Annotated in this window: 12 protein-coding genes; all 12 read left to right on the top strand. The window is 69.1% G+C overall.

Annotated features, from left to right (window positions below; genetic code table 11):
• The first annotated feature begins 42 nt into the window (after positions 1-42).
• Entirely contained in the window at positions 43-1,989 is a 1,947-nt protein-coding gene (locus tag V4U86_RS15080) for a primosomal protein N' (protein ID WP_395312059.1), read from the top strand.
• Between the two features lie 26 nt (positions 1,990-2,015).
• The gene (locus V4U86_RS15075; protein ID WP_395306786.1) at positions 2,016-3,836 is read left to right on the top strand and encodes a DUF2207 domain-containing protein; all 1,821 of its coding nucleotides are present in this window, start codon (positions 2,016-2,018) and stop codon (positions 3,834-3,836) included.
• Complete coding sequence (locus V4U86_RS15070) at positions 3,830-4,372, top strand: LemA family protein (protein WP_395306785.1); 543 nt, start codon at positions 3,830-3,832, stop codon at positions 4,370-4,372. Before V4U86_RS15075 ends, V4U86_RS15070 begins: the two co-directional genes overlap by 7 nt.
• Positions 4,373-4,381: 9 nt before the next feature.
• Positions 4,382-5,308: a methionyl-tRNA formyltransferase gene (fmt, locus tag V4U86_RS15065; protein ID WP_395306784.1), complete on the top strand. Its 927-nt coding sequence runs from the start codon at positions 4,382-4,384 to the stop codon at positions 5,306-5,308.
• Positions 5,305-6,714 (top strand): RsmB/NOP family class I SAM-dependent RNA methyltransferase, encoded by a 1,410-nt coding sequence (locus V4U86_RS15060; protein WP_395306783.1) that lies wholly within the window; start codon positions 5,305-5,307, stop codon positions 6,712-6,714. The genes fmt and V4U86_RS15060 overlap by 4 nt, the downstream gene beginning before the upstream one ends.
• A 5-nt stretch (positions 6,715-6,719) precedes the next feature.
• Positions 6,720-7,427, top strand: a complete 708-nt coding sequence (gene rpe / locus V4U86_RS15055) for a ribulose-phosphate 3-epimerase (RefSeq protein ID WP_395306782.1) — start codon at positions 6,720-6,722, stop codon at positions 7,425-7,427.
• A gap of 14 nt (positions 7,428-7,441) precedes the next feature.
• Complete coding sequence (gene ribD / locus V4U86_RS15050) at positions 7,442-8,452, top strand: bifunctional diaminohydroxyphosphoribosylaminopyrimidine deaminase/5-amino-6-(5-phosphoribosylamino)uracil reductase RibD (protein WP_395312058.1); 1,011 nt, start codon at positions 7,442-7,444, stop codon at positions 8,450-8,452.
• Between the two features lie 187 nt (positions 8,453-8,639).
• Positions 8,640-8,789 (top strand): hypothetical protein, encoded by a 150-nt coding sequence (locus V4U86_RS15045; RefSeq protein WP_395306781.1) that lies wholly within the window; start codon positions 8,640-8,642, stop codon positions 8,787-8,789.
• 162 nt (positions 8,790-8,951) lie between these two features.
• Positions 8,952-9,821 carry a sugar phosphate isomerase/epimerase family protein gene (locus V4U86_RS15040; RefSeq protein ID WP_395306780.1) on the top strand — a complete coding sequence of 290 codons (870 nt, stop codon included), beginning with the start codon at positions 8,952-8,954 and terminating at the stop codon, positions 9,819-9,821.
• 14 nt (positions 9,822-9,835) lie between these two features.
• Complete coding sequence (locus V4U86_RS15035) at positions 9,836-10,822, top strand: endonuclease/exonuclease/phosphatase family protein (protein WP_395306779.1); 987 nt, start codon at positions 9,836-9,838, stop codon at positions 10,820-10,822.
• Between the two features lie 298 nt (positions 10,823-11,120).
• Entirely contained in the window at positions 11,121-11,939 is an 819-nt protein-coding gene (locus V4U86_RS15030; RefSeq protein ID WP_395312057.1) for a glycosyltransferase family 2 protein, read from the top strand.
• Positions 11,936-12,757 carry an FkbM family methyltransferase gene (locus V4U86_RS15025; protein WP_395306778.1) on the top strand — a complete coding sequence of 274 codons (822 nt, stop codon included), beginning with the start codon at positions 11,936-11,938 and terminating at the stop codon, positions 12,755-12,757. Before V4U86_RS15030 ends, V4U86_RS15025 begins: the two co-directional genes overlap by 4 nt.
• Positions 12,758-12,806: the final 49 nt, after the last annotated feature.

Raw genomic sequence — 12,806 nt, 5'->3', positions numbered from 1 at the left:
CGCCGCGCCGCCGAGCACGAGCCGATCGCGCGGGTACTGCCGATGCTGTCGGTGCCGCACCTGGACCGCGAGTTCGACTACCTGGTGTCCGCCGATCAGTCCGATGACGCCCAACCCGGGGTCCGGGCACGGGTGCGTTTCCACGGTCGGCTGGTGGACGCCTTCATCCTGGAAAGACGTTCGGACACCGACCATCCCGGCAAGCTGGGCTGGCTGGACCGGGTCGTCTCGGCCGAACCGGTGCTGACCACCGACATCCGCAGGCTGACCGACGCGGTGGCCGCCCGCTACGTCGGTACCCGCCCGGACGTGCTGCGGCTGGCCATCCCGCCGCGGCACGCCGGAGTCGAGAAGCAGGTGCCGCCGGAACTGCCGCCACTGGCCCACACCCCGGTCGACGAATCCGGCTGGTCTCGTTACCAGCGGGGCGAGCAGTTCCTGCAGGCGATCGCCGAAGGACGCGCGGCCCGGGCGGTGTGGCAGGCGCTTCCGGGGGAGCAGTGGCCGCTGCGGCTGGCCGAAGCCGCCGCGGCGACTGTGCACGCCGGGCGCAGTGCGCTGATCGTGGTGCCCGATCAGCGGGACGTCGATGCGGTGCACGCCGCGGCGGTGACCTGTGTGGACGACTCGCGGGTGGTGGCGCTGTCGGCCGGACTGGGCCCCTCCCAGCGCTACCGGCGCTGGCTCTCGGTGCTGCGCGGGCAGGCCCGGCTGGTCATCGGGACCCGTAGCGCGGTGTTCGCGCCGGTCGCCGACCTGGGCCTGGTGATCGTCTGGGACGACGGGGACGACTCGCTGTCCGAGCCGCGGGCGCCCTACCCGCACGCTCGCGAGGTCGCGATGCTGCGGGCGCACCAATTGCGTTGTGCCGCAATGATCGGCGGGTTCGCCCGGACCGCCGAGGCGCACGCGCTGGTGCGCAGCAAGTGGGCCCACGACCTGGTGGCCGCGCGCGCCGAGGTGCGCGCCCACGCACCGCGGGTGGTGGCCCTGGACGACAACGCCTTCGACCAGGAACGCGACCCGGCCGCACATACCGCGCGGCTACCGTCGATGGCGCTGCGCACGGCGCGAGCGGCACTGGACGCGGGTAATCCGGTGCTGGTCCAGGTGCCACGCCGCGGGTATGTGCCGGCGCTGGCCTGCGCCCGGTGCCGCACGGTGGCCCGCTGCCGACATTGCACCGGGCCGATGTCGCTGCCGGACCGCGACACCCACGGCGCGGTGTGCCGGTGGTGTGCCCGCGCGGAGCTGACGTTGCGGTGCGTGAGTTGCGGGTCGGATGCCGTGCGGGCGGTGGTGGTCGGCGCCCGCCGCACCGCCGAGGAACTCGGCCGCGCCCTGCCGGGGGCCAGCGTCATCACCTCCGGCGGGGAGGCGGTGGTCTCCACGGTGAGCGCCAAACCCGCCGTCGTGGTCGCCACCCCGGGTGCCGAACCGGTCGCCGAGGGCGGCTACGGTGCCGCGCTGCTGCTGGACAGCTGGGCGCTGCTGGGCCGCCAGGATCTGCGCGCGGCCGAGGACACGCTGCGGCGCTGGATGTCGGCCTCGGCCCTGGTACGCAGCCGCGCCGACGGAGGCACCGTGGCGGTGATCGCCGAGTCCGCGATCCCGACGGTGCAATCGCTGATCCGGTGGGATCCGCTGGGCCACGCCGAGTCCGAACTGAATGCCCGCGACGAGGTGGCCCTGCCGCCGGCGGTGCACCTCGCTGTGCTCGACGGGGTGCCCGAAGCGGTGGCGGCCCTGCTGGATTCGGCCGAACTGCCCGCCGAGGCCGAACCGCTGGGCCCGGTCGACCTGCCGCCGGGGGCGCGCCGGCCGCCCGGCATCGCGGTGGACAGCCCGGTCAGCCGGATGCTGGTGCGGGTACCGCGGGCCGGTGGTCTGGAACTCGCGGCGGCGCTGCGCCGCGCGGTGAATTCGCTGAGCTCGCGCCACGAGCAACAACCGGTTCGCGTCCAAATGGACCCGTTGCACATAGGGTAAGCAGCAATTACCGGCTGGAGGTGGGCATGGGACGGCTGCTCAGGTCACTGATCCCGTTGCTGCTTATCGCGTTTGGTGTGCTGTGGCCGGTGTTGTTCAGCGCCGGGGCCGGGACGGTCAGCAGTGCCGACGGTGCCGCCGAGGATCCGGTGGTGATCAGCGACTACACCGCGCACTACACGGTCGGCGCCGATGGCGCCCTCGACGCCGTCGAGACCATCACCGGGGAGTTCCCGCCGGACCGGCACGGCATCTTCCGGCACTGGGATGTGGTCAACCAGAACGATCCCGACATCCGCCAGGTGCCGCAGATCCGGTCCATCCTGCTCGACGGCGAGGAGGTGCCCTACCAATTGCTCTGGGAGGGTAGGGAACGGTTCCGGGTGGCCAAGATCGGCAGCCCCGACTACACGTTGTATCCCGGCACCCACGTCTACCAGATCCGCTACACCATCGGCGGTGTGCTCGATCCCGGAACCACCGGTGCCGACAAAGAATTCGGCACGTCGACCGGTGACCCCCGGGCCCGCACGGTGTTCTTCTGGAACGTCATCGCCCCCGCATGGAACAACCGGATCGAGAACGTCGACGTCACGGTGACCCTTCCGGAGCCGGTGATCGGCGCACAGTGCTCGGTCGGCTCCGGCCGGGGTGCGGCCTGCTCGGACCTCAGTGTCCAGGGCGCCACGGTGCGCCTGACGGCCGCAGACCTGGCTCCGCACACCCCGGTCACCCTGCGCGCCGGTATGGACATGGTCACCCCGCCGCGCACGGAACTGCCCTGGAACCACCACTGGGACCGCGTGCTGGGCCAGTCGACGACGCGGGTCGCGGTGTTGCTCGGGCTGGCGTTCGTGTCCGGACTGATCGCCTTCCTGTGGCAGCGCAGCACCGTCGAACGGCCACCCGGATTCCCGATCCAGTACGAGCCACCAGCGGGGCTGGGCCCGGTGCAGACCGAGTACATCCGCACCGAGTCGGTACCCGAACACGGGTTGACCGCGACACTGTTCCATCTCGCCGAACGCAAGCTCGTCGAGCTCCGGCAGGTCGACGAGGACGACTGGAACGTGACCGGCACGGCGCGCAAGGATGCCTGGGCCGATGTCGATCCGGTCGCCGTCGCGGTCGGGTCGGCGCTGAAGGTGATCGGCCCCGGCGCCGAGTTCAAGGCCCGGAAGTCGGCCCGCTCCGGCGAGAAGCTGGACAGGGCCAAAACCGATATGGCCGCCGCGGTGCGGCACTGGGCGATCGAGGACGGGCTGATCGTCAAGCGGCGCCGCGAGCTGTGGCTGCGGGTCGCCAATGGGGTCGCGGCGATCCTGATGGTGTGCGGGTTTTTCCGCTGGGGATTCCCGATCACCTTGTGGGCGTTGCCGTTCGCGGTGTTCTTCCTGTTCACGATCGCCTCCTGGGGTGACGGCGTCGGCACCCGCCGCACGCCCACCGGCCGTGAACTGTGGTCGCGGGCCGGGGGTTTCCACCGGTTGCTGTCCACCGACTCGGCGGAGAGCCGGTTCGACTTCGGTGCGCGCAAGGACCTCTACGCCGCCTACGTCCCGTTCGCGGTCGCCGCCGGCAGCGCGGCGCTGTGGGCGCAGAAGTACCGGGACGCGACCGGTGCCGCCGCTCCGCAACCGGAGTGGTACAACTCCTCGGACAGCACGTCCTCGGGTTTCAGTGCAAGCTCGGGCGGAACGGACTTCGACAGTTTCGAGTCGGCGTTGTCCTCATCGATCGGCGCCTACACCGCGTCGCAGGCGTCGTCCTCCAGTGGTGGCGGCAGCAGCAGTGGCGGCGGTGGCGGTGGGGGCGGCGGCGGAGGCGGCGGAGGTGGATCATGGTGAGGTTCCTGCTGATTCTGGTGCTGGCGATCGCCGTGCTGGTGCTGATCGGCCTGGTGGTGGGCTACAACAAGCTCAAGGCCGCCGACGTGCGGGTGTCCGAGGCGTTGTCCGGTATCGACGTCGAGCTGACCCGCCGCGCAGCGCTGATCCCCAGCCTGGTGCACACGGTCGGATCCTTCGCCGCGCACGAGAAGGCAGTCCTGGACCACGCCAGTCGGGCCCGGGCCGCGCTCGACGCAGCCACTACCGGGGACTCGGTGGCGCGACGTAGCGCCGCCGAGGGGGAACTCGACAGCGCGCTCGGGCAGGTCCTGGCGTTGGGGCAGAGCTACCCGCAGTTGAACTCGTCGAACAATTTCCTGAACCTGCAGCAGAATCTCACCGACACCGAGAACAAACTGGAGTTCGCCCGGCAGTACTACAACGATGCGGTGGCGACGGTGAACCGGCTGGTCACCACCATGCCGTGGATGTTCGTCGCGCCGATCGCCGACGTGGGCGAACGCGAGTTCTATCAGACGCCCAGGCTTCCCTAGACTGACTCGGTGCGTCTCGTCTTTGCCGGAACCCCAGAACCCGCCTTGCCTTCGCTGCGCCGACTCGTCGAGTCGGACAATCACGAGGTCGTCGCGGTGTTGACCCGCCCGGACGCGGCAGCCGGCCGGCGCGGCAAACCGGTGCCGTCGCCGGTCGCGCAGCTGGCCGGCGACCTCGGGATCCCGGTTCTGCGGCCCGCCCGGCCGAACACACCGGAGTTCGTCGCCGAACTGCGCGAGCTGGACCCCGACGCCTGTGCGGTGGTGGCCTACGGTGCGCTGTTGCGTGAGGAACTGCTCGCGGTGCCCACCCACGGCTGGGTGAACCTGCACTTCTCGCTGCTGCCGGCCTGGCGCGGCGCGGCACCGGTGCAGGCCGCCATCGCCGCCGGTGACGAGGTGACCGGAGCGACGACCTTTCAGATCGAGCTCGAGCTGGATTCCGGGCCCATCTACGGCGTGGTGACCGAAACGGTGCGCCCGACCGACACCGCCGGAGATCTGCTTGAGCGACTGTCGGTTTCGGGTGCCGGGCTGCTGGAGGCAACCATGGACGGGATCGCCGACGGATCGCTGCGCCCGGTCCCGCAGCCGGCCGACGGGGTCACGATCGCCCCGAAGATCACCGTCGAGGAGGCACGGGTGCGCTGGGATCTGCCCGCTCACGCGGTCGACCGCAGGATCCGGGCGGTGACCCCGAATCCCGGCGCCTGGACCATGATCGGCGATACCCGCATCAAACTGGGTCCGGTCCACCCGGACGAGACCAAGACTCTGCCGGCCGGCGAGTTCGAGGTCGGGCGCCGCGACGTGTGGGTCGGCACCGGTTCGAACGCGGTGTCGCTGAGTTGGGTGCAACCGCCCGGCAAGAAGCCGATGAAGGCCGCGGACTGGGCTCGCGGGGCACGTCTGGACGATTCGGTGCGTGCACTGTGAGCCGGCCCAATCGCCCGGGGCGACACCACTCGAACCGCCCCCCGCAGGGCAGGGGCCCGCGGCGCAAGCCGCTGGATCCGGCCCGGCGGGCCGCGTTCGACGTGCTGCGAGCGGTCAGCGAACGCGACGCCTACGCCAACCTGACCCTGCCGGTGCTGCTGCGGGAACGCGGGATCAGCGGCCGCGACGCGGCGTTCGCCACCGAACTGGCGTACGGCACCTGCCGTACCCGCGGCACGCTGGACGCGGTGATCGCCGCCGCGGCCGGCCGACCGGTCGACCAGATCGACCCGGTGCTGCTGGACCTGTTGCGGCTGGGCGCCTATCAGCTGTTGCGCACCCGGGTGGACGCGCACGCTGCGCTGGACACCACCGTGGACCAGGCCGGCATCGAATTCGATTCGGCCCGGGCGGGTTTCGTCAACGGTGTGCTGCGTACCGTCTCCACCAAGGACGAACAGGGCTGGATCGACGAGCTTGCGCCGTCGGCGGCCACGGACCCGGTCGGGCACGCGGCCTTCGTACACGCGCATCCACGCTGGGTCGCCCAGGCCTTCGTCGACGCGCTCGGTACCCGTGCCGGTGAGCTCGGCGCGTTGTTGGCCAGCGATGACGAACGTCCCGTCGTGCACCTGGTCGCACGACCCGGTGCGCTGACCGCCGCGGAGTTGGCCGCCCAGACCGACGGCACCGTCGGCCGCTACTCGCCGTACGCGGTGTACCTGCACGGCGGCGATCCCGGCGACCTGGCGGCGGTGCGGGACGGTGCGGCACTGGTTCAGGACGAGGGCTCCCAACTGGTGGCGCGGGCCTTGACGCTGGCCGGCGTGGACGGCACCGACGGCGGCCGCTGGCTGGATCTGTGCTCGGGCCCGGGCGGCAAGACCGCGTTGATCGCGGCGCTGGCACCCGAGGGCACCCGGGTCACGGCGGTGGAGCCGGCCGAACATCGGGCCAAGTTCGTCGAGCAGAACACCGCCGGGCTACCCGTCGAGGTGCTGCGGGCCGACGGACGGGAGTCCGGTCTGGGCGCGGGCAGCTTCGACCGTGTGCTGGTCGACGCGCCGTGCACCGGTCTGGGCGCGCTGCGGCGCCGGCCGGAGGCACGCTGGCGGCGCCAACCCAACGATGTACCACCGCTGGCGAAGCTGCAGAAGGAACTGCTGGCCTCGGCGATCGGGTTGACCCGCCCGGGCGGGGTGGTGCTCTACGCGACGTGTTCCCCGCACCTGGCCGAGACGGTCGGTGTGGTGGCCGACGCGCTGCGCCGACAGCCGGTCACCGCGCTGGACACCCGGGAGTTCTTCCCCTGGGTCGACCAGCTGGGCGACGGGCCCTATGTGCAGCTGTGGCCGCATCTGCACGGCACCGACGCGATGTTCGCCGCGGCGCTGAAAGTAGGCTGACCGGCATGGCAGGTCAATCTCCCGTCGCTTCGCTCGCCCAGGCCCCCCTCATCGCTCCGTCCATCCTCTCCGCGGACTTCGCCCGGCTGTCCGACGAGGTCGCCGCCGTGGCCGGTGCGGACTGGCTCCACGTCGACGTGATGGACAACCATTTCGTCCCCAACCTGACGCTGGGCCTGCCCGTGGTGGAGAGCCTGCTCAAGGCGACCGACATCCCGATGGACTGCCATCTGATGATCGACCAGCCGGAACGCTGGGCCCCGCCGTACGCGGAGGCGGGCGCCTACAACGTCACCTTCCACGCGGAGGCGACCGACAATCCGGTGGGCGTGGCCCGCGATATCCGGGCCGCGGGCGCCAAGGCCGGTCTGTCCCTGAAGCCGGGCACCGCGCTGGACCCCTACCTGGAGATCCTGCGCGAGTTCGACACCCTGCTGGTGATGTCCGTGGAGCCCGGTTTCGGCGGCCAGAAGTTCATCCCCGAGGTGCTCGGCAAGGTCAGCACCGTGCGCCGGCTGGTGGATGCCGGAGAGCTGACGATCCTGGTGGAGATCGACGGCGGCATCAACGCCGACACCATCGAGGCCGCCGCCGAGGCCGGTGTGGACTGCTTCGTGGCGGGTTCGGCCGTGTACAGCGCCGCCGACCCGGCCGAGGCGGTGCGGCAGCTTCGGCGGCAGGCCGGGGCCGTGTCGCCGCACCTGACACTGTGACCCTCGACGCCGCGATGCGGCCGGCGACCTTCGACGCCGCGATGCGGCTGGCCATTGAGCAGGCCGAGCGGGTAAAGGGCGCCACCTATCCGAATCCGCCGGTCGGCGCCGTCATCCTGGACTCCGCCGGGACGGTCGTGGGGGTCGGCGCCACCGAGCCGACCGGCGGGGCACACGCCGAAGTGGTCGCGTTGCGGCGGGCGGGTGAGCTGGCCCGGGGTGGGACCGCGGTGGTCACGCTGGAACCGTGCAATCACCACGGCCGCACCCCGCCGTGTGTCGACGGGCTGCTCGCCGCCGGGGTGTCCCGGGTGGTGTATGCCGTCGCCGACCCCAACCCGGTCGCCGCCGGTGGGTCGTCGCGGTTGACCCAGGCCGGAGTCGAGGTACAGGCCGGGGTGCTCGTCACCGAGGTGACGGGCGGGCCGCTGCGCGAATGGCTGCACAAGCAGCGCACCGGATTGCCGCATGTGACATGGAAATTCGCCACCAGCGTGGACGGGCGGAGCGCCGCCGCCGATGGCAGCAGCCAGTGGATCACCAGTGACGCCGCCCGCGCCGATGTACACCGGCGTCGCAGCGTGGTGGAGGCGATCGTGGTCGGCACCGGCACGGTGTTCTTCGACGACCCCACCCTGACCGCACGACTGCCCGACGGCAGCCTGGCCGACCGCCAGCCGCTGCGCGTCGTGGTGGGGGAGCGCGAGATCTCCTCGGAAGCCAATGTGCTCAACGATGACTCGCGCACCATGGTGATCCGTACCCACGACCCGCACGAGGTGATCCGGGCCCTGTCGGACCGGACGGCGGTGCTCTTGGAGGGCGGACCCACACTTGCCGGGGCGTTTCTGCGGGCCGGGGTCATCGACCGGATCCTCGCCTACGTTGCGCCGATTCTGCTCGGCGGCCCGATCACCGCGGTCGACGATGTCGGGGTGCTCAGCATTGCCGGCGCCCAGCGGTGGCGGTTCGACGGCATCGAGGCGATCGGGCCGGACGTCCGGCTCAGCCTGGTGCCGAACTGAGCCTGCCTCACCGTGCACATGTGAGCGCAGACACATTCGGCCTCCGGGTGTGATCTCCAAACCCGTTGTCCCGGGCCAACGGACCGGGTGTTGTAGCCCGGTGCGACGGTCCGTTCGCCGGTAGACTTCGGCCACAGCGCCTTCACCGACGAGTGGCTCGGGAACGCACCAACAAAGGACAACGAGCATGACTGCACTGCAGGACTGGCTCAACAGCGGGCCGGTCACCCCGCATCACGTGAAATCTTTGGTCTTCGGCGTGCTCCGAATGGGGCCGCAGCCCACCGTGTATCGACGTGCGCCCAAGATCATGCAGCGTGGACTGGAGCGTTGCTGACCGCTGCCGATTTGCTGAATCTGCAGATCAGGTGACGTAATCTCGGTCACCGCCTACGGCTTTCGAGTGGACGTAGGCCCCCAAACCGGACCCCGATGATCGATGATGACTGCCGGAGTGGCAGTTCGCATATCGACGGACAAAGCCGGCAAGGAGATGGTGATGAGCGCATTGGGCCAGCCCCGTGGTGGGAGCGCGGGGCACACGATTTCGCTGGCGCCGTTGACGGTGCTGGAGCTCGACCCGGCTGAGCTGGTGACATGTGCTGCCGGAGCCGGTTTCGACGCTGTCGGGCTGCGGCTGATCCGGGCCACCCCGCAGGAGCCGGTGCGGCCCACGATCGGGCAGACCCCGCTGATCCGGGAGACCAAGCAACGGCTGGACGATTCGGGCCTGCGTCTGATCGATATCGAGGTGCTGCGACTGCGCCCGGATACCAAGGTGCGCGCGGATTTCGAGGCGTTCCTGGAGACCGGTGCATTCCTGGGCGCCACCGAGATCCTGGTGACGGGCAACGATGACGATCACCGTCGTACCGCGGACAACCTCGCCGAGTTGGCTTTGCTGGCAGCGCAATTCGGGCTGACGCCGAACCTGGAACCGATGCCGTGGACGCAGGTACAGGATCTGCGTCAGGGGGCCGAGATCGTCACCGCGTGCCAGGCCGCGGTGGGTCTGCTGGTCGACGCCATCCACTACGACCGTGCCGGGACCACGCCCGCCGACCTGGCGGCGCTGCCGGCAGAGTGGATTCGCTACGCGCAGATCTGCGATGCGCCTGCCGAGCGGCCCGCCACCGTGCAGGAGATGATGCACCAAGGGCGTTGTGCCCGTTTGCTGCCCGGCGCCGGCGGCCTCGACCTGGTGTCGATGTTGCGGGCGTTGCCGGCCGGGATCCCGATCAGCGTGGAGGCCCCGCTGGAAAGCGACGCACCCGCCGCGGTGCGGGCCGCCGCCGCGGCCCGCACCGCGCGTGAGGTGCTGGCATCCGTCGACGAAGCGAACTGGTCACCACTGGTCCGAACTGCCTGATCGGCCGTCGGTTCTTGTCTGCGCCCCGCTGGAGATCTGCCGCCGGCCTGGTCGGCTACCTCGTCTGGGCGATCGCCACGGCCGGTGTGTGCGCCCACTTCGTCGGTTTGACCAGCACGGTGGTGGCGTGGTTCGCGGCGTTCACCCCGGTGGGGGTCGTCTTGTCCGTGATCGCGCTGGTGCTGCTGCTCATCGGTGGGCGGCGGCGGGCCGCGGTCGCGGCCACGGTTGTTCTGCTGGTCGGGATCGGGACACAGGTACCGCTGTATCGGAGCAGCGCACCGCCGGAACTGTCGGGCCCGTCGGTGCGGGTGATGCAGGCCAACATCCGGTTGGGCGGCGCGGATGCGGCAGCCCTGGTGGATTCGGTGGGTGCGCGCGAGATCGACGTACTCACCGTGATCGAGCTGACCGACTCGGCGAGGGCGAAACTGGCGGCCGCGGGGCTGGAGAATGCGCTGCCCCACAATTGCGTGCGCACCCGGCACGGCGGCGGTGGCGCGGGTATCTATTCGCGGTACCCGCTGCGTGAGTGTGCACAGCTGGACGGATTCGTACTCAACAATCTGCGTGCTGTCGCCGAGATCCCTGCTGCCGATCCGACGGCGGTATATGCACTGCACCCACTGCCGCCGTACCCCGAGCCCGCCTGGAAATGGGTGTACGAGCTCAAGCGGCTGCGGCCGATCTTTTCGGCCGAGCCGTACCCGATGATCGTGGGTGCCGATTTCAATGCCACCTACGACCACCGCCAGTACCGGCAACTGCTGACCAACTCGACGCCACATGGCGTGGCACCGCTTCTCGATGCCGCCGAGCACGTGGGCGCAGGTGTGGTGCCGACCTACCCGGCAGACCGGGTGCTGCCGCCGGTACTGGCGATCGACCGGATCCTGACGCGCGAATGGGTGCCGACGACCTTCGCGCGGCTGGAGCTGCCGGGGTCGGATCACCTCGGCGTGACGAGCAACCTGCGGTTGCCCGGGATGAATTCAAACTAGATTTTTGAATTCATCTGATCGATTGCGCTGCAAAGAGATTCGTGCGCGAGCGCGGTTTCGGCGCGGCCCTGTGGGTTGCGTCATACTGATCCTACGTAGCTGACAATTTCCTGTGTGTTCTCGCTAGTGTCGTTTTCGCAATGAGGACTCACCGGCCGGTGAGCAACGCTCAGGCGCCGTTCTGTGGCAGATGCCAGGTGCCTTCCCGTCGTGAAAGGTAAAGACTCCCTTGACAGATACCGTGGAGGGCACTGGCTTTGCGAACATGGAGAAGTTCGCCGTCATCGACCAGGATGTGATGTCTGGCAAACAAACCGTCAGTCGCGACAACCACGATCGGGCGGTCGGAATCGGCCCCGGAGGGTCCGGGGACGGCCCAGGTCAACCGACCGTGACCGTGGTGATCCCGACCCGCAACGAGGCCCGCAACCTGCCGTATGTCGCAAAGCGGATGCCGGCAGTGGACCAGATCGTGGTGGTGGACGGGGCGTCTGTCGACAACACGATCGAGGTCGCCCGCGAACTGTGGCCGGATGCACTGATAGTCAACCAGTCTCGGAATGGAAAAGGCAACGCGTTGGCATGCGGTTTCGAGGTGAGCACCTGTGACATCGTGGTGATGATCGACGCCGACGGATCAACCGACCCGGCCGAGATCCCGGACTTCGTCGCAGCGTTGGTGTCCGGTGCCGACTTCGCCAAGGGCAGCCGCTTCACCCGATCGGGTGGCAGCGACGACATCACCCATCTGCGCCGCCTCGGCAACAAGGGACTCAACTGGCTGGTCAATCAGCTGTTCGACACCAGCTTCACGGATCTGTGCTACGGGTACAACGCATTCTGGCGAAGGCATCTGCCGGTTCTGGACCTGCCCCGCACCGATGTCACCGATGCGCAGTGGGGTGACGGATTCGAGATCGAGACGGTCATCAACGTCCGTGTCGCGCGAAACGGCTTGAAGATCCAGGAAGTCAGCAGTTTCGAAGGCAAACGGATCTACGGGCGTAGCAACCTCAATGCGGTCACCGACGGCCTGCGGGTGCTGCGGACCATCGGCCGTGAACGCCGGCTGCATCGCGGGACCGTGCCGGTGTCGTCGCCGTTGCCGGCCCGATGAGCAAGGTACGCGAGAAGATCGGTCACACCCTCGCGCTCGCGGAAAGTGTCGGGTTCACCTCGGCTCTCAACCTGGTCGCACGGCGCGCGCTCGGGATGGCAAAGCCGGTGCCGGTAACCTGCGGAGCGCACCGGTTGATGGTGCGCCCCTGTGACAGCGACCCCTTCGTGCTCGCGCAGATCTTCACCGAACGCGAATACGATGCGCATCCATTCTGGATGGAGCGTCTCAACGTGATCGCGGCGGGTATCCGGGCGGCCGGACAGATTCCGCTGATCATCGATGCCGGCGCGAACGTCGGCTACTCGGCTCTCTATCTCGCCGAACACTTCCCGGATGCCGTGATCCTGGCCGTCGAACCTGACCCGGACTGCGTCGCTCTCATCGAGCGCAACTGTGCGCAGAACTCACGGATCAAGATGGTCCATGCGGCGGTGTGGAGTCACGAGAACGGTGTCGACCTGACCACTCGCGAGGAAGGCTCGTGGGCGAACCGGGTATCCGATGGTGGCGTCACACCGTCGGTCACGCTCGAGACGTTGATCGCCGAGATACCCGATGCGGCACCGTTCATCGTCAAGCTCGACATCGAGGGCGCCGAATCTGAGGTTTGCCGGGCCTCCCCGGGGGCCGTCTCGTCCTTCGCATGCATCATGATCGAACCACACGACTGGATGCTGCCCGGGTCGGGCGGATTGTCCGCGCTTTATGACGCCGTTGCCGGAAAGAAGATGGACACTTTGATCCGGGACGAGACCTTGATGCTCTTCGATTGCGCTGTTTCGCAACGGTTCGGCTCTGCCGACGCCTCTCGATGAAGCTTTCTGTGGACACATTCAGCAAAATTGGACGATCGTAGAACGTAGC

It is taken from the genome of Mycobacterium sp. AMU20-3851 (genome assembly GCF_043974665.1).
Lineage (GTDB): Bacteria > Actinomycetota > Actinomycetes > Mycobacteriales > Mycobacteriaceae > Mycobacterium.
This window is presented reverse-complemented; position numbering and strand designations above follow the sequence as displayed.